This window comes from Planctomycetaceae bacterium (assembly GCA_039680605.1).
Classification (GTDB): Bacteria; Planctomycetota; Phycisphaerae; order SM23-33; family SM23-33; genus JAJFUU01.
In genome coordinates, this window is the sequence record JBDKTA010000003.1 from 1 (window position 1) to 22,919 (window position 22,919).

General features: G+C 64.5%; 15 protein-coding genes. 10 read left to right on the forward strand and 5 right to left on the reverse strand.

The window, feature by feature from the left end:
- Positions 1 to 170: 170 nt before the first annotated feature.
- From ABFD92_00195 to ABFD92_00205, 3 genes are all read right to left on the reverse strand, one after another.
- Positions 171 to 1,337, reverse strand: coding sequence for a Gfo/Idh/MocA family oxidoreductase (locus ABFD92_00195; protein MEN6502931.1), 1,167 nt, complete (start codon positions 1,335 to 1,337; stop codon positions 171 to 173).
- 166 nt (positions 1,338 to 1,503) lie between these two features.
- A complete protein-coding gene (locus ABFD92_00200) occupies positions 1,504 to 2,355 on the reverse strand; it encodes an NAD(+)/NADH kinase (GenBank protein MEN6502932.1) in 852 nt (283 codons plus the stop codon).
- Between the two features lie 9 nt (positions 2,356 to 2,364).
- The gene (locus ABFD92_00205) at positions 2,365 to 3,813 is read right to left on the reverse strand and encodes a UDPGP type 1 family protein (protein ID MEN6502933.1); all 1,449 of its coding nucleotides are present in this window, start codon (positions 3,811 to 3,813) and stop codon (positions 2,365 to 2,367) included.
- Between the two features lie 784 nt (positions 3,814 to 4,597).
- Between ABFD92_00205 and ABFD92_00210 the strand changes: the two genes are divergently transcribed.
- The 5 genes from ABFD92_00210 to ABFD92_00230 all read left to right on the forward strand — a co-directional run bounded on the left by ABFD92_00210 (position 4,598) and on the right by ABFD92_00230 (position 11,241).
- Positions 4,598 to 5,386, forward strand: coding sequence for a type II secretion system protein (locus tag ABFD92_00210; protein ID MEN6502934.1), 789 nt, complete (start codon positions 4,598 to 4,600; stop codon positions 5,384 to 5,386).
- Positions 5,387 to 5,706: 320 nt separating this feature from the next.
- Positions 5,707 to 6,477, forward strand: a complete 771-nt coding sequence (locus tag ABFD92_00215) for a type II secretion system protein (protein ID MEN6502935.1) — start codon at positions 5,707 to 5,709, stop codon at positions 6,475 to 6,477.
- 3 nt (positions 6,478 to 6,480) lie between these two features.
- On the forward strand, positions 6,481 to 7,416 hold the full coding sequence (locus ABFD92_00220; protein ID MEN6502936.1) for a PhoH family protein: 936 nt from the start codon (positions 6,481 to 6,483) through the stop codon (positions 7,414 to 7,416).
- A gap of 247 nt (positions 7,417 to 7,663) precedes the next feature.
- The gene (locus tag ABFD92_00225; protein MEN6502937.1) at positions 7,664 to 10,054 is read left to right on the forward strand and encodes an HDIG domain-containing metalloprotein; all 2,391 of its coding nucleotides are present in this window, start codon (positions 7,664 to 7,666) and stop codon (positions 10,052 to 10,054) included.
- 461 nt (positions 10,055 to 10,515) lie between these two features.
- A complete protein-coding gene (locus ABFD92_00230; protein MEN6502938.1) occupies positions 10,516 to 11,241 on the forward strand; it encodes a transposase in 726 nt (241 codons plus the stop codon).
- A gap of 85 nt (positions 11,242 to 11,326) precedes the next feature.
- Here the strand turns inward: ABFD92_00230 and ABFD92_00235 are convergent, their stop codons facing one another.
- Positions 11,327 to 12,154, reverse strand: a complete 828-nt coding sequence (locus tag ABFD92_00235; GenBank protein MEN6502939.1) for a hypothetical protein — start codon at positions 12,152 to 12,154, stop codon at positions 11,327 to 11,329.
- A 772-nt stretch (positions 12,155 to 12,926) separates the two neighbouring features.
- On the opposite strand from ABFD92_00235, the gene ABFD92_00240 reads away from it, so the two are divergent.
- Positions 12,927 to 14,909, forward strand: a complete 1,983-nt coding sequence (locus tag ABFD92_00240) for a cation-translocating P-type ATPase (GenBank protein MEN6502940.1) — start codon at positions 12,927 to 12,929, stop codon at positions 14,907 to 14,909.
- A 380-nt stretch (positions 14,910 to 15,289) separates the two neighbouring features.
- Here ABFD92_00240 and ABFD92_00245 read toward each other — a convergent pair whose 3' ends face one another.
- The gene (locus ABFD92_00245; protein ID MEN6502941.1) at positions 15,290 to 16,663 is read right to left on the reverse strand and encodes an ABC transporter permease; all 1,374 of its coding nucleotides are present in this window, start codon (positions 16,661 to 16,663) and stop codon (positions 15,290 to 15,292) included.
- Positions 16,664 to 16,776: 113 nt separating this feature from the next.
- Between ABFD92_00245 and ABFD92_00250 the strand changes: the two genes are divergently transcribed.
- From ABFD92_00250 to ABFD92_00265, 4 genes are read left to right on the forward strand one after another with little or no spacing between them, the layout of a single operon-like run.
- Positions 16,777 to 19,089: an SPFH domain-containing protein gene (locus ABFD92_00250; GenBank protein MEN6502942.1), complete on the forward strand. Its 2,313-nt coding sequence runs from the start codon at positions 16,777 to 16,779 to the stop codon at positions 19,087 to 19,089.
- A 45-nt stretch (positions 19,090 to 19,134) separates the two neighbouring features.
- A complete protein-coding gene (locus ABFD92_00255) occupies positions 19,135 to 20,091 on the forward strand; it encodes a protease modulator HflC (protein MEN6502943.1) in 957 nt (318 codons plus the stop codon).
- An 18-nt stretch (positions 20,092 to 20,109) separates the two neighbouring features.
- A complete protein-coding gene (locus ABFD92_00260; GenBank protein MEN6502944.1) occupies positions 20,110 to 21,708 on the forward strand; it encodes an SPFH domain-containing protein in 1,599 nt (532 codons plus the stop codon).
- An 18-nt stretch (positions 21,709 to 21,726) separates the two neighbouring features.
- Positions 21,727 to 22,917 (forward strand): ABC transporter ATP-binding protein, encoded by a 1,191-nt coding sequence (locus ABFD92_00265; GenBank protein MEN6502945.1) that lies wholly within the window; start codon positions 21,727 to 21,729, stop codon positions 22,915 to 22,917.
- The last annotated feature ends 2 nt before the right edge of the window (positions 22,918 to 22,919 follow it).

Here is a 22,919-nt window from a genome sequence, read left to right on the forward strand (position 1 = left end):
CAAGGCATCTTGCGTCAATCCCCCCGTGGGTGAACCACCAACTGGAGAGCCGGATGCGGGAGACCCGCCCGTCCGGTTCGGAGGGAGGGGGAACCGGTTAACAACCGGATCTCCCTACCCCTATACAAAAACTGGGAACTGGTTCCCGGTTCCCTGCTCCCGGTTCCCTCTTACTTGGCGATCATTCCGAATCGCTTCCAGCTTTCGGCCACGTCGACGACCGTGCCGCTGGTGAGGGACTTGTCGATGGCCAGGCAGGTGACGGCGGCCTTGAGGGCCTCTTCCATCGAGACGACCGGCGCCGCGCCTTCAAGCATGGTGGCGGCGAGCTCGGCGGCGAGGATCGCGTCGCCGCCGGCGTGTTCGCCGGCATTGTCGAAGGGGATGGTCTCGACAGGCGCGCCCCAGGCGATGCGGCCGAGCTGCAGCGTGCCGGCCGTCGAGTCGGCGCGAATGGCGCCTTCGGTGCCGCAGATGTACATCCGCCGCTCGGGCAGGCCCGAGTGCAGGTTCGTATGGAACGTCGCCCGCACGCGGTTGGCGTATTCGATGATCGCGACCTGGTTGTCGACGATGTCCTTATCGGTGCCGAAGCAGTCGGCCGGCGGCTTGGCGTAGCCCATGACTTCCCACCAGTCGCCGTAGGGCTGCTTGCCGTCGGGCGCTGGGCCGATCCGCTGCACGTGCCAGGCGTTCTTGGGCACGAAGTAGTCGCACCCGCCGAACGACGCCACGCGCGACGCCAGGGCACCGACATACCAGTTGACCAGGTCCACGTCGTGCGAGCATTTCTCCAGCAGGTGCGTTCCGGCGTTGCGGCTGTGGCGGCGCCAGTCGGCGTGGATCCACCCACCATGCCCGAAGGGCAGCGTCTCGTTGAACTCCAGGCTGATCAGCTCACCGATGGCCCCGCCGTGGATGAGCTGGCGGATCTTGCGATACAGCGGCGAGTAGCGCAGCGTGTAGCCGATGACGAAGGTCTTGTCGGCAGCCAGCCACGCGTCGCGCATCGCCTGGCAGTCGTCGAGCGTGATAGCCAGGGGCTTCTCGCAGAAGACGTGCTTGTGCGCCTGGAAGGCCGCGATCACGTGCTGGGGGTGGAAGCAGTTCCACGACCCGACCATGACCCAATCGACCGCCGCGTCGGCGACGAGGTCGTGATAGTCCGCGTAGACGCGGGCGTTCTTTGCGAAGGTCTCCCGCGCGCGATCGACCGCTTTGCCGGAGGGGTCGCAGACGGCTGTGACCTCCAGCCCGCTGCGCCCGCCCAGTAGAGCGCCCATGACGTGCCGCATGCGTTCGCCGCAACCGATGATGCCGATGCCGATGGTGCTCATGATGCCTCTATAAGAAGAAAAACCGTTCGGGGCAACAACCGACGACGAGGACGAGGACGAAAAATCCATCCATCCAATCATCCACCCATCCACCCATCCATCCGTTCTTCGTCACCGGGGATGCATGGGCGAGACGCCTGTGCCACTCACGGGCGAGACGCCTGTGCTACTGGTGGGGGTCGGTTCCCCAGTCGAGCTTGTCGGTCAGGGTGCTGAAGAACGTCCGCTGCGGGTGGGTGACGATCCGTGCCGACACGTTGCTGCGGCGGATCTCCACGCGGCTGCCGGTGCAGAGCGGGCTGTTGATCTGCCCGTCGACGCTGACGGTCGTTCCCTGATTGACCGCCGTGGCGGTGATGCGGATCGGCTCGGTGCTGGCCACCACGATCGGGCGCATCGACAGCGTGTGCGGCGCCACCGGCGTGATGGCGATGGCGTCGATGGTCGGCTCGAGGATCGGCCCGCCGGCTGACATGTTGTAGCCCGTCGAGCCCGTCGGCGTCGAGACGACCAGGCCGTCGCCATAGTATCGCACCACGTGTACGTCGCCCTGCGTGACGGTCAGCTCGATCATGCGGAAGGGGTGACCGCCCGAGACCGCGACGTCATTGGTCGCCAGCGACGTGAAAAGCGGCAGCGAGTCCCGGCAGGTCCCGTACACGCTGACGTCGAGCATCATGCGCTGCGAGATGGGCACCTGCCCCGACAGCGTCGCCTCCAGGTGCCGGCGAAGATCGTCGACGCTGAACTCGGCGAGGAATCCCAGCTTGCCGAAGTTGACGCCCAGCAGCGGCAGACCGCGCGGCGCCAGAGCGCGGGCGGCCGCCAGCAGCGTGCCGTCGCCGCCGAAGATCACGCACAGACCGGCCTGGGGCAGATCGTCAGGCACCACGTCGCCGGAGTTCAGTTCGGCGACGATCTCGACGCGCTGCTTCAGCCAGGGACGCAGGGCATCGACCTTTTCTTTCAGGCCCGGTTTGAACGGGTTCATGAACGCGATGATCTGCGGAAGGCTCATGAGGTCATCCTATCGCGGCGGGTCGCACAGGTACAGCCTCTGCCCCGGCGTTATCGTCAGGCCGGCTCCGACGCGCTGGGCCAGGGCCTCGGGACTGTCGGCGTACAGCGGCGAGATCTCGATCGCCGCGGCGACCTGTCCGTCGGCGTCGCGCGGGACGCTCACGCCGGCGGCCTCGAGCCACGCCGCCGCCCGCCGCACCTGGTCGTGCAGGCTGGTGGCGGGCGAGTCCAGGCCGGCGGCGTTCTTGATGGGGCTGAACTCCTCGCTACGGTCGGTTTCGAGAATCACCGTCTGGCGCGCCAGGGGCAGGGCGTCGAAAATGAACATCTCGAGCTTGACGGCGTTGGGGCGCTCGGGCTCGACGCGGCGGCCGCTCTCGTCCAGAAAGGGCACCTTCTTGTCCGCGCGGTGGAAGGGCAGCATCGTTCGCCCGCCGGCGGTCAGCCGCTCGACGAACGTGCGCGAGAAGGCGTGGATGGCGATGCTGCCGGCCCCGTAGAGCAGGCGCCCGTCGGGCGTGGTGGCGCGGGCCAGTTCGTCGGGCATGTCGGAATACTCGATCACGCTGACCTTGCCGTCGACGAGGCAGAAGTTGCCCACCTTCTCCATCGGATCGCGCTTGGGCAGGCTCTTGGCGCTGGCCTCGGCGCCGCGCAGGTGGTGCAGGCCCAGCAGCAGCGGGTCGATCACGCGCACCAGCGGATTGTCCACCTGGAAGTAACTGATCAACTCGATCCCGCGCCGCGCCATGTCGTCCAGCGCGCCGCTTTGGCGCAAGGCCGTCATCGCCCCGCCGTGACCGTTGGGGCTGGTCGCCAGGGCGTCGCGCTGCTCCAGCAGCAGCTTGCCCGCCGCCGGACCGCCGGGGCAGCCCAGGCTGATAGCGGGCATCGTGCCCTGAACCAGAAAGAACACATCGGCGCCATCGAGGCCGAAATGGTTCTGCTGGCGGAAGAACGCCCGAGTCGGCGCGTCGTTGAGCGGCGAGGTCATGATGTACCAGGGAATCGCCTTGCCGCTGCGCCGCGAGGCGGCCAGGATCTGCTCGGCGAACACCTGGAACAGCGGCTTGTTGGCCACGGGCGTGGCAGGCAGGCAGCCCTTGGGTCCGTCGAAGCCCAGGCGGGTTCCCTGCCCGCCGGCGACGACGAAGGCCGCCACCTTGCCCGCGTTGATGAGTTCCTGCCCGCGTTGGCGAGCAGTTTCGAGTTCGCCGGCGGTTTTGTCGTCGCGCGGCGAAACGACCGTGGCGGGCTCGATCTTGCCCGCGACCTCGGCGGCGGGGCGCACCCGCACGTACTGGGCGATCAGGCGGTCGAGTTCGTCCAGGTCGATCTGCTCGATCTGGCGCAGCAATGCCGATTGGCTTTCGGGCGGCAGATCCTTATAGAACTGCAGCACGTGCGACTGCCCATGCTGGGCCAGGGCGGCGGCGATGGCGTTGACGTCAGGCATTTGAGGCGCTACTCCATCAGGCGTTCACGGGCACTGCAAAGGTATGGCCGCCGCAGGGCGATGTCAATGCCCTCGTCATGCATGGAAGGTATTGACGGTATTGATTCCAGACGTTAGCGGCGGGGCTTGCCCCGCGCGGTTTTTCGGGCGAGGGTAACTCGCCGACGAGAAGTTGCTGTGATGAAACGCAACCTGTCCAGCGTGCGGCGGAAGAAATTTTTCGTGGAGTCACAGAATATCTGAATCGGACAGCCGCCGATTGGTGAGACGCCCGGAAAGCTAACATGCATATTTAACGTTGTAACAAATGATTATGATGAAGTTTCGTCTGGCTGGGTTTTCCGGTTTTGACCACGCGGTACGGAACTGCCCGACGGAAAAAATATCGCGCCGTTGTTGACCTGTCGATGGTGGCGGGAGTATATTTAACATGGCAAAGGTGGCCGAGGTCAGCTATCTGCCCTTATATGTCGTATTTTTTCTGCCTTGTCCCACCTTTTCCACCGAACGATGTACCGGCTAAAGGAGCCGGGTCGGCGTGTATGCAGACGGCACGGGCCACTGTATGCAGGTCGGCCGATCCTATTCTCCCTTTGCGGCCATCGGTGGGCCAAAAAGTTGACATATGCGTAGCGATTAGTCGGATGCTCGGCCGTGGGGCCGGGCGTATGGCGAACAAACCAGGCCGCCTTGGCGGCCTAGTCGGTGCGGCTTCTGGCGAGAGATTGTCCTTATAAATACGTCATCGGCCAGAATCTCATCGGCGCATTATTGGAGCAGTACCATGAAACGAAATGCGTTTACACTGGTTGAGCTGTTGGTGGTCATCGCGATCATCGCCGTGTTGGTGGCGATCCTGGTGCCCGTGATCGGCAACGCGTTGGCCGAGGCCCGCAAGACGGCCTGCCTGACCAACCTCAAGACCATCGGCGGAGCGTTCAGAGAGTATGCAACCAAGAACGGTGGACAGTTTGCCCGTGCCGCTGCCACTGGCGATTGCGGTGCGACGACCTACACGCAGGCCGCGACTGTCGATACGGTCTCGGTCACTCCGATGAACCAGGTCTGGAAGTTGATCGGCGCCGGCCTTGTCCCGGAAACCGCCTTCAAGTGCGGCGGCGACGGCAACTCGACAACCGGTTGGATTCAGCGGGTCGTTGCGCTGTCGACGGCCCCCTATGGTTGGGCCGACAAACGCAACTTCTCGTACGGCATTCAGTGCCCGTTTGACTCTGACGGCGCCGATACGAACAATGCCAACCCGGCTATCACCTATGATAGCGACACCGCGACGCCGACGGCTCTGAAGCCCACTGGCGTGCTGATGGCCGACATGCTCACCCGTTCGGCGACCGCCGTGGTGACCAGTGCGGCTGGATACCAGAACCACGGCAGTGGTCTGGCGTACCTGACGCAGGCCGGCAACGTGGTCTTCCACCAGCCCGCCACGCCGGATTCGGTGATCAACGGCGACGAGATCTATGCCACCGCGGCAGCGACTCCCATTGTCGTGACCTCCGCGACCGTCACGCCGCCCGTCAGCAAAACCGACTGGGTGATTCTGGGCAACTGATGCAGTGACATGCTGTAGTATCTGCTGATCAAAGGGCTGGGCGTACCACCGGGTCGCCCAGCCCTTTCCTGCATGCACCGCAGAGACCGCAGAGAAGCAAACAGCTCAAAACAGGGAATCTGCGGTCGCGGTGGCGCCGAGGCGGCGACAACCAATACGTCCACGCATGTTATCCGATGTATCTCTGCGGTCTCCGCGATCTCCGCGGTGAAGCGTCATGAACCCAAAGAAAAAACATGGTTGTGAGGGCGGCTGCGTGCGATAATATGTTCAGGTAAAGCAAGCCTCCCACCCCCGAGCCCCCGCAAGGAGAGGTACCCATGGCAAAACGCGCATTCACTCTTGTCGAACTGCTTGTGGTGATCGCCATCATTCTCGTGCTGGTGTCGATCCTGGTGCCCGTCATCGGCAGCAAGATCGCCCAGGCGCGCCTTACCGCGTGCATGACCAATATGTCGACCATCGCCAAAGCCATCGGCAGTTGGCAGGCCACCAGCAGCAAATCCCAGAATGGAAAGCTGGCCTTTCCGCTGGTGTTCACCGAGGGCAACCCCAACACCACCGCCACAGGCACCTCCAATGACATCGAAACGCTCGACAGCGCCAAGCCCAACGCCATGCAGAACGTCTACCGACTCATCGCCGAGGAGTACGTGCCCGACATCGCCTTCCATTGCCCCTCCGACACCAACGGATGGGCCCCGCGCACCAGTTCCGACAAGTACGGATGGGTCAGCGCCGGCAACTTCTCGTACGGCATCCAGTGGCCTTACGCCTCCCAGGTGGCCGACACCGCGCCGCTGAACAAGGCGCCCATCGCCACCAATCTCGCGCCGGGCATGGTCATCATGGCCGACCGCAACCCGTTGACTGCCGCCGGCGTTGACAACGTCGACAATCGCAATCACAAGGACGGCGTCGTGGTGATGACGGCCGACCGAAACGTCGACTTCAAGAAACATCCCAGCACCGCCAGCCCCTACACGATCGGGTTCAAGAGCGATAACATTTATAAGAACGCCGCCGGGACCGCCGGCGGCATTCCCCAGAACGCCACCGACACGAGCATTACGCCCTGTCCGGCACGGTAGCTTATGGAACTGAACATCACCCTGGAGCAGCCCGAAAAACGCGCGGCGCTGTTTGGCCAGGCCGACCGGCACCTGAAGATGATCCGTGACGCCCTGGCCGTGCAGATCTTCGCCCGGGGCGGGCAAGTCACCATCACCGGGCGCAACCGCAACGTGTCCCGAGCGGCGGCCGTCATCGACGACCTTCAGCGCGCCCTGCGCGAGAACCGCCGCATCACCCCCGAGACCGTCGCCGACGTGCTGGTCAAGCTCGCCGGAAGCGTCGAGGAGATGTCCGGAAGCCTCGACGTCTGCGGCGAAAGCCAGATCATCAGCCCCAAGACCCCCGGGCAGCGGCGATACATCGACGCCATGCAGGCCTGCGACCTGGTCTTCTGCACCGGTCCTGCCGGAACGGGCAAGACCTACCTGGCCGTGGCGTACGCGGTGCATCTGCTCAAGCACGAAAAGGCCAAGCGCCTGATATTGGCCCGCCCGGCCGTCGAGGCCGGAGAGAAACTGGGCTTCCTGCCCGGCGACATGCAGGCCAAGGTCAACCCGTACCTGCGCCCGCTGTTCGACGCCCTGCACGACATGATGGCCTACGAGCAGATCCGCCGCTTCATGGCCAACGACATGATCGAGGTGATCCCGCTGGCTTTCATGCGCGGACGCACGCTCAACGACTCGGTGATCATTCTCGACGAGGCCCAGAACACCACCACCTCGCAGATGCTGATGTTCCTGACGCGAATGGGCAACGGGTCCAAGATGGTCGTCACCGGCGACGACAGCCAGATCGACCTGCCCCCCGAGGCCGGCAGCGGCCTGCTCGACGCCAAGCGCCGCCTCTCAGGCATCAAGGGCCTGGCATTTGTGGAACTGGACCGCGAGGACATCGTCCGCCACAAGCTGGTTCAGAACATCGTCGACGCCTATGGGCGAACCGAAACCCGCTGATCCCGTGGCACAGGCTTTCCAGCCTGTGTCCACATACTTCACCGCAGAGATCGCAGAGACCGCTGAGCAAGAATGGAATAATGGAATAATGGAATACTGGAAGAAACGCTGAATCTGCGCAACCCATCATTCCAGCATTCCATTCTTCCACCCTGCCCGTTGTTTCGGTGTCAATGATCGACCTGGAGAGGCCGGGCCACGTATTAAGTCGTTGCCAACGACCCCGCCGGCGTAGAGAATCAAGACGATGTGGCCGTTTAAGAAAAAACTGAAGTCGCGCCGCCTGGACGTTCGCCGCCGCACAGTGGCGATGGTGGCCAATCCGTGGCTGCACTTTCGCGAGGCCGGCGGCCCGCGCGGGCTGATGCTGGCGGCGATGTTTTTCGCCGGCGTGCTGCTGCTGGACATCCGCCCGCTGGACCCGCTGCGATACCTCGAAGGGCAGTACGTGCCCGCCGACATTCACTCGCGCGTGGATTTTCAGACCCATCCCGAGCACCTCCTGCGAGAGGGCATCAGCAACGCCAACCAGTCCGCCCCGGCGACCTTCGCCTTCAATGAGCAATTGGCCGGCGACATCCTCAATGACCTGTCAGCCCTTCCAGAGGCCCTCGAGGCGGTTTCGCCGATGTTCTCGCCGCCAACCTCGGCCCCGGCGTCGGGCGTGGCCCCCACCACGCGACAGGGGCAGGCGTTGGTGCTGCTCAAGAAGTTCGGCATGGACGGCGGCAGGAGCCTCTCGGCGTGGGGGCCGTATCTGACCGCGGCAGGCAGGGAGCAGTACCAGCGCGAGATGGACCAGCTCAAGGATCGCCTGCGGCGTTCGGCGATCATCAACAGCGAGGAGATCGCCGAGCAGCAAAAGCGCGCCGTCACGGACGTCTGGCTGGTGTATCCCGGCGGGCGCGAGCTTAAAGACCTCCAGGCCCTGGTCCGCGGCGACCGCTCCTCAGAAGTCGGCGAGGAGACCGAGAATTTGGCGTCGGTCTTCGACCCGCCCATCCGCGCCGACATCAAGACGTATCTGCTGGGCATGCTGGTGGGCAGCCGCCCGCCGCTGTATTCCAAGGACACCGCCGCCAGCATCAAGGACATCGACGAACGCGTCGCCCGGCTCAAGAGCCAGCCGCCGGTAGAAAAGTACGTCGCCGGGCAGGTGCTCGTTCGCGCCAGCCGCCGCGACGGCGATCTGCGACCCAAGGCCCTGACGCAGGACGACCTGCAACTGCTGGCCCGCGAGCAGGAGGCCTTCCTGCAGCAGGAAAGCGGGCAAGACTCCTGGGCCCCCTGGCGCCGCGTCATGGCCCGCGCGGGCATCCTGCTGCTGCTGATGGCCGTCCTCTGCCGATACGTCTGGCGATACCAGAGGCAGATCATCGCCTCGTTCTGGCACGGGCTGACCGTGGCGGTGGTCATGCTGGGCATGCTGGCTGTCAGCAAGGTCATGGTGCAGGGCCTGGGCTGGAACCCGCACGCCGCCGTGCTGCCGGTCATCATGACCACCACCGTCCTGACCATCGCCTACAACCACCGCTTCTCCATCGCCATGGGCACCGTCCTGGCGATGATGACCGTCCTGCAGTTGCGCGGCGATATGAGCCTGCTGCTGGTGCTGCTGGCGGGCATGGCTGGAAGCATCGTCTTCCTCAACGAGGTGCGCCGGCGCAGCAAGCTGATCGAGGTCTCGGCCGTCGCGGCGCTGGTGGTGCTGCTGGCGACGGCGGCGCTGGGGATCGCCGCGGACGTGCCGCTGCCGTTCATCGCTCTCAACGCCGCCTGGGCGGCGGGCTTTGCCTTGCTGGCGGGGTTCCTCATCCAGGGCGTCCTGCCGCTGATCGAGCGGATGTTCAACGTGGCGACCAGCATGACGCTGCTGGAGTGGTGCGACGCCTCCAAGCCCCTGCTCAAACGCCTGGCGATGGAAGCCCCCGGAACCTACAACCACTCGCTGCAACTGGGGGCCATCTGCGAATCGGCCGCCGAGGCCATCGGCGCCCGCGGGCTGATGGCGCGGGTGGGGGCGTACTATCACGACATCGGCAAGATCAACAAGCCCCACTATTTCAGCGAGAACACCGGCGGCGACTCCACCCACGACGGGCTCTCGCCGACGATGAGCATGCTGGTCATTATCGCCCACGTCAAAGACGGGCTGGAGATGGCGTACCAGTACGCCTTGCCCAAGGTCCTCCACCAGTTCATCGCCACGCACCACGGCACGACGCTGGTGCAGTATTTCTACCACGAGGCCACCCGCCAGAAGAACGGCGACCGCGTGCCCGACGAGCAGGAATTCCGCTACGGCGGCCCCAAGCCCGCCTCGAAGGAAGCGGGAATCCTGATGCTCGCCGACGCGGCAGAATCGTCCGTGCGGTCGCTGGCCAATCCCACGCCCGGGCAGATCGAGGACCAGGTCCGCACCATGGTCTCGCGTCGCCTGATGGACGGGCAGCTCGACGAGTGCGAGATGACCCTGCAGGAAGTCCATCGCGTCGAAACCTCGCTCATCAAGAGCATCTGCGGCATCTATCACAGCCGCATCGCCTACCCCGTCCTGCCCGGCCAGAAGCCCGCCGGCTCGGAACAGCTCATCTGCGACGACCCGTCGCCCGCCGCACCGCCGCTGGCCAACGGATGATCACCTATACCACAATTCCACTTCCTTGCACTTTGTTGTACTTTTCACAGCAGTTTCGCGGAACGCGGCGACGATGGGCAACAACGAATTTCAAAAAATTTCAAAAATGACATTGCCTCTTCCTTGTCTTTTCTTGTCTGTTTTGGCACAAACAACGAAGCGTAGTATTTCATAAATATTTGAAAATAAAATACTTAAAAGGAATGGAAGAAATCTAAAGGTCCGATAACAGCCGCAAAATCAGCGATATCACATCTGAAAGTCACACGCTCGCCAGCCTGATGACGCTTAACCACAAAGCCATAACAACCACGACGCAGAGGTAAGAAGGCAACGTACCGTTGTGTCGTCAAACAACGGCCACGGCGTTTGGGCTACTACTGGATATCGTGGAGGGGGTATAAAGGGGTCAGGTACCGTTTCTGCTTGACCTTCGATGGATTCGTGGTATCGTATGGGCCATGCCTCGCAGTCCTCGCGTCAACTTGGGCGGGTACGTCTATCATGTGCTCAACCGCTCCAACGGGCGGCAGACTTTGTTCCACGGCCAAGGCGATTACGAGTTATTCCTTGACGTGCTGGCGGCCGCACATGAGCGCGTGTCCATGCGCACCATCGGCTATTGCGTCATGCCCAATCACTGGCACCTGGTGCTCTGGCCGCGCGAGGACGGCGACCTGTCGGCCTTCATGCAGTGGGTGACGCTCACGCACACCCAGCGCATGCATGCCCGCCGCGGCACGGCCGGGGCCGGGCACGTCTACCAGGGGCGGTTCAAGAGTTTTCTGATCGAGCAGACGCGGCCGCCGGCGGCGCAGCGGGCGATGGGCGTGCTCGAAGGCGGCGACGCGGTGCTGTCGGTGCTGCGATATGTCGAGCGTAACGCCGTCAAGGCCGGTCTGGCGACGCGGGCGCAGGCGTGGCCGTGGGGCAGCGCCCACGCGCGGCTGGAGGCGGGGGAGGCCCTCGTGCCGCTGACGCCGCCGCCGGGCGGCCTGCCGGATGATTGGATCGACTGGGTGAACCGCCCGCACACGGACAAGGAACTGGCGGCCCTGCAGCGGTGCATCGAACGGGGCGTCCCGTTCGGCCGCGAGGCGTGGGTCAAGCGGATGGCCGCAGAATGGGGCCTGGAAAGCACCCTCCGCCCCCGCGGTCGACCACGAAAGGCAGAAAAAGGTACCTGACCCCTTTAATCCTGACCCCTTTAATCCCCCAGTCATCTGTAGCGTAGCCGAGAACTACGGAAGTAACTTTAGCACTCCTCCAAGGTCACGGCCTGCTGGGGCGCAAAACAGATGGTCCGTCTGTCCCCGGAAGTATTATCTCCTCGATCCCCTCGAAGTCCGATTTAATACGCGAGGCTAAATCCCAACGTGTCCTGCAGCCGAACTTACTACATATCGCCGTCATCAGCCTGTCAAATTCGATCGGCGGCATCCCTGACAAGGCCGCCTCAATTCGCTGGCTAAGACTGCGTCTTTTCCGGCTAAGCCGAATCGCATTACAAACATTCGTTATCTGTTCCCACACCCCTGCCAAGCCAATCAGGCCAAGCAACGCAGCCGCCCCTCCCCAAAACCGTATAGATGTGAAGACTGTTTCCTTAAATGCCTCCGACTGAAGAGTACCGCCGTATATCAGCCATTTAGTTCCAAAGAGCAACGCAGGTATGGCAACAACAGTAACCACCATTGCGATCAACAAACCTGTGCGCACCTCACTTCCATCAGGAACGTACAAACGCATAAACTCTTTGACCGGGGAGTCGGTGAACACTGCGTGGATGATTCGTTTGGGAATCAGTTTGCAGTGAGGGCACGGAACGCCAAACAGGTCAGCGTCGTTTCCCTCCTTCAGAATCTCCTCGGCCAGCTTGTTCTGCGCGTCCGCAGCTGCCTGCACTCTCAGCCATCTTGCCTGGGACTCTTCGGAGTTGTCCCCGCCTGCCGTCAGCATCCGAGTACTACTGGCAGAGCCGTGAGCGGTAACCTCATGTTCAAACTCGTACGTGATCCCGCAGCGGTCACACGGCCTCTGAAATGTCAATACCCGGGAAGCCGTTGCCGTGATGGTTACTTTGCGTTCTGTCATGGACATAAAAGACACCTTCCCACTAACGGCTTTCCGCGGCGCGGGCCAAAGAATTGTCGCCGCCAGCATAGGATTTTCACAACCAGCCGCCCTGATAGCAAACGTTTTCCGGGCGTTCTGACCCACGGTGGAACAGGGTCCCGTTCCCACGAATTCTCTGTACTTAAATGGTAAGGCCATTTACACACGGGGAGCGAGTAGGACAGATACCTCAATTCCAACTCCAGTCGCGATTCCGACCTTTCTTGTTTCTTCTGCAATACAGTGGTTCTTTGTTTTCCCCAAAGGATTTTCTGTTGCCCAACGTCTATTTCAGGCGCGGCGCGAGGTTATCGCTTTGGGCTTCGGGCAGAGTCTCCGACGCTCGCGCGGCAGCATGTTGAGGCCGCCGGCGTCGTGGGCAGGGGCCAAACGGAGGCTCATGGGGGGCTGGCTTGGGGCCCCGGGTCCTACGGCGACGGCGGCCGGCGAAACTGATCGAGGATTTGGGCGGCGAAGAACCTCCGGTTGGTTGCGGCCGAGCGAGGCGAGGCTGCGTCGGGGAGTTTCGGGGAGCATGGGCGAGACGCCCATGCCACAGGAGCGGAGAGCATGGGCTACCCCTCAAACGCCCGTGCTGCTGGAATGCGATTCCTGCGGCGGGGTTGAAAGTGGGGGGGCGATCGCCTATAAAATCTCGTTTCTAAGAACTTGTCCTATGGGGCTTTCGTAAAATCTGCGAAGCCCGGGCTGGCATCGTCGGCCGGCCGTCCACACGATCACTGGTGGAGCGCGATAAATGGCTCATGACATTTTGAACGACTCGGTCGAGGCGCAGACTGGGCGAGCCAGTCTGCTGATTGTCGGAATCCTCGCCGGCGGAATGCTGGTGCTGATCTCCTACGCGGCGGACTGGATCTTTTCCGGTCTGGGCGGCCCCGACGGGGTCAACTTCCACAGCTCCACTCTGGCGCTGATCGGGGCGCTGCTGCTGGGCATCCCGCTGCTGATGCACGCCTTCGAAGGGCTCTTCGCCGGCGAAAGCCACATGGACGAACTGGTGGCCCTGGGCTTCATCGCCGCGATCGCCGGGATGGACTACCAGGCCGCCGGCGCGGTGGCGTTCTTTCTGCTGCTGGCCAATCTGATCGAGACGCGAACGGCCCTGGGCGCCCGCGCGAGCATCGAGAGCCTGATGCGTCTGACGCCGCGCAAGGCTCACCGCCTCGCCGACGGCAACGAAGAGCTCGTCGACCCCAAGGACCTGCGCCCCGGCGACGTGGTCCGCGTGCGACCCGGCGACAACATTCCCGCCGACGGGCAAGTCCTCTCCGGGCAAAGCACCGTCAACCAGGCCACCATCACCGGCGAATCGCTTCCGGTCGAGAAGGCCGTCGGCGACGAGGTCTTTTCCGGAACCACCAACGTCAGCGGCTCGGTCGACGTCACCGTCACCCGCGCCGGCGAGGACACCACCCTCGGCCGCGTGCGCAAACTCATCCTGCAGGCCGAGGGCAGCCGCATTCCCGTGATGCGGTTGATCGATAAATACGCCGGTTATTACACCCCCGTGATCCTGATGATGGCGATGGTGGTGTACGCGATGAGCCGCGCCGCCGGGGCGTCGGACCCGTGGGGTCGCCTGGTGACGATGCTGGTGGTGGCCTGCCCCTGCGCGCTGATCGTGGCGGTGCCCACGGCGATGGTCGCGGCGCTGTCGTGCGCCGCCCGCCTGGGCGTGTATATCAAGGATGTCAAGACCCTCGAGGTCGCCGGGGAGTTGTCGGCGTTCGTCTTCGACAAGACCGGAACGCTCACCACCGGCGAGCTGTCGGTGACGCGCCTGATGCCGGCAGAGGGCGTCGACGGGGCCGATTTGCTGTCGGCGGCGGCGTCGCTGGAGCAGCTTTCCAAGCACCCGGTGGCCCAGGCGGTGGTGGCGGTGGCCCGCAAGGCCCGCGTGCCGATGGGCGAGGCGCAGGGGTTCGTGGAGATTCCCGGCCGCGGCGTGCGGGGGCGCGTGGGCGCCGCGGCGTTGATGGTCGGCCGCCGCACCTGGCTGGAAGAGCAGGGCGTGAACATGGCGGCGATGTCGGGTGAGAAGTACGCCGAGCCCGAGGGCATCTCGACGCTCTACGTCGTGCGCGACGGGGCGGTGCTGGGCTGGATCGGCATGGAAGACTCCACCCGCAAGGAAGCCCGCGCCGCCATGGACGAGCTTCGCGATTTGTCGATCCGCGAGCTGGTGATGGTCACCGGCGACCGCTGGTCGGTCGCCCGACGCGTGGCCAAGGAAATGGGCTGCACCGAGGTCCAGGCCGAGGTGCTCCCGGCAGACAAGCTCGAACTGGTGGCCGCTCTGAAACGCCAGGGGCATCGGGTGGCGGTCGTCGGCGACGGCGTCAACGACGCCCCGGCGCTGGCGGCGGGCGATCTGTCCATCGCCATGGGCGCCGCCGGAAGCGACGTGGCGATCAAGTCGGCCAGCATCGCCCTGATGAACAACGACCTGCGCCGCCTGGGGTTCCTGGTGCGTCTGAGCCGCCGCACGCGGCGCGTGGTACACCAGAACCTGATCTTCGGGGCGATCTTCATCCTGGGGATGGAAGTGATGGCCGGCATGGGCGTGCTGACGCCGGTGATGGGGGCCGTGCTGCACATGGTCGGCGCCACGGCGGTGGTCTTCAACAGCGCCCGCCTGGTTCGCTTCGGTGAAGAGATGCACGTCGAGCCGGAACCCGACGCTGCCTCGCAGCCGCGCGTGGAAAGCGTGACGGCGTAGATTCACCGCAGAGATCGCGGAGATCGCAGAGAAGAATGAGCAAGAAACAAACAATAAAACGGGGTGGCATGGCGACACGCGTTGTTCAGCGGGCCTGCCTGCCGGCAGGCAGGTCGCCATGGGTGTACGTAGCGATTCACCGCAGAGATCGCGGAGAACGCAGAGAAGAATGAGTGAAAAACAAACAATGATTGAGCGGGGTGGGATGGCGACACGCGTTGTTCAGCGGGCCTGCCTGCCGGCAGGCAGGTCGCCATGGACGTGCGCGGCGAATCATGGCGACCCACAAGAAACAGAAACGTGTGTCGCCATGCCACCCTCAATTTCCCTTTCTATTCCCCCCTCCGCGATCTCTGCGATCTCTGCGGTGAAAGGGTTCTTCAGGAACTGAAATGACGTCGCGTGCTTGGGACAATCAGGGCTGTGAGCAAGGCCGCCACGATGCAGGCGGTCATCACGGGGATCAGGCGGTCGTCGGCCAGACCCTTGATCGCATCCGGCCAGACGACCCAGGCCGCCGCGCCCAGCAGACCGGCGCCGGACAGAGCCAGGGCGCACCAGTACGTCCATTTGTGGCCGTGTCCGAAGCGGCCCCAGAATACCCATCCGCCGACGGCGGCGAGGACGCACGCGCCGGCGGCGATGAAGGTTGCGGCACTGTAGAGCCGCGGCGTGGTCAGCAGCACCAGAGCCGCCCCGGCCAGAACGACCGAGACCAGGCGTCCCAGCCAGGCGAGGATTCCCGCCAGCGGCGGCAGGGCCCTGGAACTCGACAGCGACTCGAGCGTCCGCGTCTGGAACAGGGCCGACCCGACCGCCAGGGCGGCGGTGATGTACAGCAGCGTGTAGCCGGCCATCCGCCATATGTCGTACTTGGGCAGGGGCTGGTTCTCGAACAGCGCGTCGAGCTGGAGGTAGTACGTCAGGTTGGGCAGCAGCGGACCGGTCCATCCGAGGATGGGATAGTCGCCCGCCAGGTTCACGAAGAGGTACTGGTGTGCGGTTCCCGCCGCGGCGATCAGCAGCATGACTGCCAGGGTCATGACCGACCCCAGGCGGGTCCCGGCGGCCACCGCCACGGCGGTCAGCAGCAGGATGGCCATGAGGATCAGCGCCAGCGAGAGCAGGATCTGCGGATCGACGCCCTGTCCGAAGGGCACGAGGACCCATCCCTTGCCGATGAAGGCGATCAGTCCCATGGCGACGGTCAGGGTGGCCGCCAGGGACCAGACCAGCGTGCTGATGAACGGCGCGGCGAACATGAAGTTGCCCACCGCGGCGATGATGAACGCACAGGCGAGGGCGGTGAGGCCCAGGACGATCACCGGCCAGTCGAAGGGCGTCGACGCCGACGCGACGACCTTGTGGCGCACGAGCATCAGCATGACTATCGCGGCGATGTAGAAGGCGATGGTCAGCGCCGCGGCCAGTCCGCCGAACTTGCCCAGCACGAACATCGTTCGCGACAGGGGCTTGGTCAGGACGGTCAAAGCCGTTCCGTCATCGATCTCTCGGGCGACGGCGCCCGAGGCGCTGAAGGCGGCGATAAACAGCCCCGCCGCCAGCAGGGTGCTCAGGCCCCATTGCTCGACCATCTTCTGGTCGGTCTCGTCGTAGTTGGTTTCCAGCGTGTAGGCGCCCATCCCCATCGGGGCCAGCAGCGCCGCGATCGTCGCCAGGATCAGCACGCCGTAGATCGGCTGGCGGATCGTCTCGACAAACGTGTTTTTGCAGATCGCCCAGAGTTTTCCCATAATCGATTCACCTTGGCACAGCAGGGTCCGGCCGGCAAGACTAGTACGGGGCGCGGATACCTAAGTTTGCCGATTCCGTGTAACTTTGTCCACCCCAATGACGTGGAGCATGCATGATAGCCAATCGACGCGGTAAAAATCTTGCCATCTGGGGGCTGGTGATCAGCATCCTGCTGGCGGCCACCAGCGTGGCGACGTGGTTGCTGACGCGGTCGGCGTCCAGCGCGGCGCTGTTGTGGATGCTGCTGCCCCTGGCGCTGACGTGGGTCATCACGATCGTCCTCTTCTACGCCCGTCAGCTCGAGCGCCTCGAGGCGCACGAACTGGCGGCGCCGTCCCGCGGGGCAACGACGGCCACCATCTTCGACGGCGCCGATGAGTCGCAGGCGCGTCCGGCGGCGGCGCGCCTGGCGCGCATCGAGCGGTGGGTGGCGCCGATCTTCACGCTGGCCATCGGGCTGAACCTGGGCATCAACGCCCTGATCTTCCTGCCCAGGCTGATGGGGGCCAAGCCCGTCGAGATCGCCAGCGAGGGCGCGGGCATGGTGCTGATGGGGATCGCCGCCTTCGGGGCGTTCCTCTTCAGCCGCTACTGCAGCGGTCTGGCGACGGTGGCCGACTGGCGCCCCCTGCGCGCCGGCGCGTCGCTGATGCTGGCGACGGTGCTGCTGATGCTCGCGTCGCTGGTGGGCATCTTCCTGTCGATGCACGAGATCGACACCGTCGACTGGGTGGTGGCCATCGTGATCGCGGCCGTCCAGTTGGTGCTCGGGGCCGAGATGCTGATCAGCCAGATCATGGACTTCTATCGCCCGCGCGTGGCGGGGCAGGAGCGGCGGTATTGTTTCGACTCGCGCCTGTGCGGGCTGCTGGCCGAGCCCCAGAAGGTCGGGCACTCGATTGCCGAGACGCTCAACTACCAGTTCGGTTTCGAGGTCAGCAAGACCTGGTTCTACCGCCTGCTGGCCAAGGCCATGATCCCGATGCTGATCTTCGGCGCCGTGGTGCTGATCGCCATGACGTCGATCGTCATCATGCCCGACGGGCAGCAGGGCGTGCTGCTGCGCTGGGGCCAGGCCGAACCCGGCCGGGCGCTGCTGGGTCCCGGGGCGCACCTCAAATGGCCCTGGCCGATGGAGACCGTCCGCCGGTTCGACATGGCCAAGGTCCACAGCATTTACCTGGGACTCAAAGGCGGCCAACCCGACACGACCGTGCCTGAAGACGTCGATCAGCAAAGCGGAAGGCGCATGCGCCTCTGGACGCAGGAGCACAAGCACTGGAACCGCGAGGAACGCAATTTCCTGCTGGCCTCGCGCAGCCAGCGGATCGAATCCGCCGCGGGCAAGGGCACCAAGGAACTTGCCCCCGTCGACATCTTCCGCCTGGTCACGCTGGTGCAATACAAGATCGACGACCCGTACAAGTACGGCTTCCGCTTCGCCGACGTGCAGAAGGTCATCGAAAACGTCGCCGAACGCGAAACCGCGCGCTACTGCGCCAGCGCCACGTTGACCAGCCCCGCCGACCTGCCCGACCAGCCCGAGGCTATCCTCACCTACGGCAAGGCCAAGGCCGCCGAACAACTGATGAAGCGCATCCAGAGCGAGTTGAGCCGCCCGAGCACCGACGTGGGCGTGCGCGTCACAGCCGTGACGTTCGTGGCGGTGCATCCGGTGTCCGACGCCGCCGAGTCGTTCGAGAAGATCGTCCAGGCCTCGCACGAGGAAGCCGCCATGCGTTTTAACGCCCAGGCCTGGGCCTACCAGGCCCTGTCGCGGGTGGCGGGCACGCCGGCCGCGGCGCTGGACCTGGCGCTGAAGATCCGCAAGCACGAGGAGCTTAGCGACATCTCCGGGCGCAGCGACGACCCCGCGCGGCGCCTGGAGCACCTGGATGGCCTGATCTTCAAAGTCAGCGACGACATCGCCGCCCAGGACAAGGAGATCGCCGCCGAGGCGCTGCTGGGCCAGGTGGAAGAATACAAGCTGACCCTGCGGGAAAACTACCGCGCGTACCTCAAGCTGCTGCAGTCCATCCGCGCGTCGCTGGAGGGTCAAGGCCCGGCCGTGAACCTGGCGCCCGAGGTGGCGGCGGCGGGTCAAGAGGCCCAGAAAGCCATGGGCGAAGTCAGCGGCGAGGTGGCTGCCAGTCTGGCCCGGGCCAAGGCGACGCGCTGGCAGGTGGAGATGAGCGAGCGAAGCCGCCTGGCGATGTTCTATAAGGAACTGCCCGCCTTCCAGGCCAGCCCGAACATGTTCATGATGGACCGCTGGCAGGACATGCTCGACCGGACCCTTCCGGGGATGCTCAAGTACGTCATCGCGGTGGATCCCAATCGGCTGGAGATCCGCCTCAACAGCGACCAGCAGAACGACGTGACCTCGCGCCTGCGCGACGCGCAGCAGGATGCCAATAAACCTTAACTGCGGACCAACCTTCGCGAACCTGCAACGGTAAGGAATAGCAAGATGCTCAAGCGAACCTCAATGATCCTCATCGGCCTGGCGATCGTGGCGTGCCTGATGCTTTGCACCATCGCCTACACCGTCGACTACACCGAGTGGGCGATGGTGATGACCTTCGGGAAACCCTCGGCCCCGGTCAACGGGCGCACCGACGCGGGGCTGAAGTTCAAGCTTCCCGTGCCCTTCCAGACCGTCACCAAGTACCCCGCCACGATGCACACCCTCGAGGCCACCACCATCGAGACGCCCACCTCCGACAACCAGAACATCGTCGTGACGACGTACTGTCTGTGGCGCATCAGCGACCCGGTCAAGTTCCTCCGCGCCATCTCCAAGGTCGAGCTGGCCCAGAACAAGCTGCGCGACTGGCTCAACAGCGACACCGACAAGGTCGTCAACCGCCACGCCCTGGGCGAGTTCGTCAACACCGACGGGCGAAAGATGCGCCTGCCCGAGATCGAAAAGGAAATCCTCGACCGACTGGCCGAAAAGGCCCAGAACGACTACGGCGTCCAGATCGTCGCGGTGGGCATCAAGTCGCTGGCTTTGCCCGAAAAAGTCACCGAGGCGGTCATCAACAAGATGAAGCAGGAACGCGAAGCCGAGGCCCAGCGGCTGCGAAACCAGGGCGAAGCCACCGCCATGGCCATTCGCGAGCGGGCCGATTCCGCCGCCAGGATGATCGGCGAGTTTGCCAGGAAGAAGGCCGACTCCATCGAGTCCGAAGGCTATCGCGCCGCCAAGGACCTGTATCCCAAGTTCAAGGAAAACGAGCAGTTCAGCATGTTCCTGCGAATGCTCAAGTCGATGGAGAAGGAACTGTCCGGACGTTCGGTCGTGCTGCTGGACGGCTCGCTGGTTCCGGGAATCAAGTTCCTGAGCAGCGGTCCGTCGCTGCCGGAGCTTCCGCCCTCGCCGGTCCTTCCTGCCAAGACCGGCGTGGACAAGAACAAACCTTAATTGCCAAGGATCCCGGCTATGCTCGGACACCATCACCATCATCATCACGACCATCACGACCACGACGGCCCGTGCCAGCACGAAGAGCCGGTCGATGTCGGGCAGCAGCACCTGGCCGACGCGCTGCGGGTGTTTTTCTTCGTGCTGTCGATCGCCATGGCCTTTGTGGTGCTCTATTTCTTTTTCAGCGGAATCACGACGATCCACCCCGAGCACCGGGGCATCAAGAAGATCTTCGGCAAGGCCATCGAACCGGTGATCTCCGAGGGTCTGTCGATCACGTGGCCTTTCCCCATCGGCGAGATCGAGAAGGTCTCGATGCGCGAGGAGAAGGTCGAGATCGACAACGCGTTCTTTATCCGCGAAGACCCCGCCGAGGTCGGCCGACCGCTTTCCCAGCGGCGCGCCCGCAAGCCGGGGCTCGACCCGGCCATCGACGGGGCATTGCTCACCGGCGACCAGACCCTCCTCCACGCCCGCCTGACGTGCAAGTACGTCGTCGCCGACCCGATCGCCGTTCGGGCGGCCCTGCCGCTGGACCTGGCCGCGCCTGAACTGAGCAAACGCCAGGCCTTCGACCCCGACATTTTGCGAAACATCGTCTGCGCCGCCACGGTCAAGGCCATGGCCACGCGAACCGGAATGGGCTTCAAGGAGGACCGCGCCGGTCTGGAAAAACAGATCGCCGAAGACGTCCAGCGCCGCATGAACGTGCTGACGGTCGACCGCGCCGAAGTCGCCCATCTCGTGGACCGGATCAAGGCCCTCACCCCCGGCCCCGAGGCCGCCAAGACCCTTGGGCAGGTGGTTGATCTGCTGATGCAGGGACGCGGCAACGAGACCGCCCCGCTCATCGAGACGCTGGTCAAGCAGTCCGGGCCCGCCGGCAAGAGCGTGGGCAGTCTGGCCGACAAACTGGCGGCCCTGTTCGACCACAAGGCGATCAAGATCACCAACGTCCTGACGTCGGAGATCTCCTGGCCGATCCGCACGCTGGACGCCTGGAACAACGCCGCCAAGGCCGAAGACGAAGCGCGCCGCACGATCATCGAAGCGCAGGCGCAGGCCCAGAAGATGCTCACCGACGCGGCCGGAGCCAGCGCCGAGAAGCTCGTCGACGTCAGCGGCATCATTCAGCGGCCTCGAAGCGCCGCCGCCAGCCAGCCCGCCCAGCCGCCGCTGATCGACCAGTACATTGAGGCCCTGGAGGCCAAGGACAGCGCCCGGGCCGAGGACCTGCTCGAGCAGATCGACCGCGTCCTGGTCAGCAGCACCACCCGCGGCGAGGCCAGCCGCATCCTCCAGCGGGCCGCCGCGGCCCGCACCGCCATCGAAACCGACGTCAAGGCCCGCGTCACGGAGTTCGAGAACAAACTGGCCGGTTACAAGCTCTCTCCGGAACTGACGCTGCAACGTCTGTGGGCTCAGACCCGCGAGAAGGTCCTGGAGGGCAGCCAGACCATGAAGTTCTACGTGCCCGCCAGCGACCGCCCGCTGGTCCTCTACGTCAACACCCCCGACGACATCCGCCGCCAGCTTGACAAGGCCGCACGCGATGCCGCCGCCGAAGCGGCCAAGAACAAAATGAATGACCCCCGGCAGACGCCCGCTCCCTAACCTTCCGCGAGCACCGCTATGGACCAAAACCGACACGTGATCGCCACCGCAGGGCTGACCAAGGTCTTTCGCGACTTCTGGTGTCGCGAGAAGGTCACCGCCGTGGCCGACCTGGATATCGAGATCTACCCCAAGGAAGTCTTCGGGCTGCTGGGGCCAAACGGCTCGGGCAAGAGCACGACCATCAAGATGGCCCTGGGGCTGATGTTCCCCACGCGCGGACGCATCGCCGTCTTCGGCCATCAGCCCACCGACGTGGGCATCAAGAAACGCATCGGATTCCTGCCCGAGGAAACCTACCTCTACCCGTTCCTCGACGCCCGCGAAACGCTCGACTACTACGGCAGGCTCTTCCACCAGCCGCGACGCCAGCGACTCCAGCGCATCAACATGCTGCTGGACATGGTGGGCCTGTCGGCCGTGGCGTACCGGCGCATCGGCGAATACTCCAAGGGCATGAAGCGCCTCATCGGCATGGCCCAGGCGCTGATCAACGACCCGGACCTGCTGATTCTCGACGAACCCACCAGCGGCCTGGACCCCAACGCCACGCGGCACTTCAAGGACCTGGTGCGCATTTTGGCCGACCGCGGCAAGACCGTGGTGCTCTCGAGCCACATGCTCGCCGACGTCGAGGACGTCTGCGATCGCGTCTGCGTGCTCTACGGCGGACGCGTGCGGGCGATGGGCCCAGTGGCCGACCTGCTGACGCGGGACACCCTCACCCAGATCACCACCGACCAGCTCGACCAGGCCACCCTCGACGCCGTCCGCGGCGTGCTCGAAAAGGCCGGACGCGAAATCAAAGACGTCGCCGCCCCGCGCGAACGGCTTGAATCGGTCTTCCTCAAGATCGTCGCCGACGCCCAGGCCGGGCACGTCAAGACCGGCGGGGCCGGCGCCGCCGGGGGCGTCGCCGAGTTCCTGCGACAGGAAGAGCCCGTCAGCGGGCGGGCGATCATCGAAGACCTCGTGGCCGCCTCGCAACCGGTCCGGGCGGTCGAAGTGTCCGCCGCGGTCCCGCCGCCGGTTCCCCAGCCGCAGCGCGACGTGCTCGATTCGCTGGTGGCCCCCGCCGCCCCCGCCGACGCGCCGACGCCGCCGCGGCAAGAGGCCCCGCCCGTCCCGGCGCCGCTCCAGGGGGATCGCGACGTCCTTAACGAACTGCTGGCCGACGCCGACAACCGTCCCGACCAGGGCAAGGCATAACC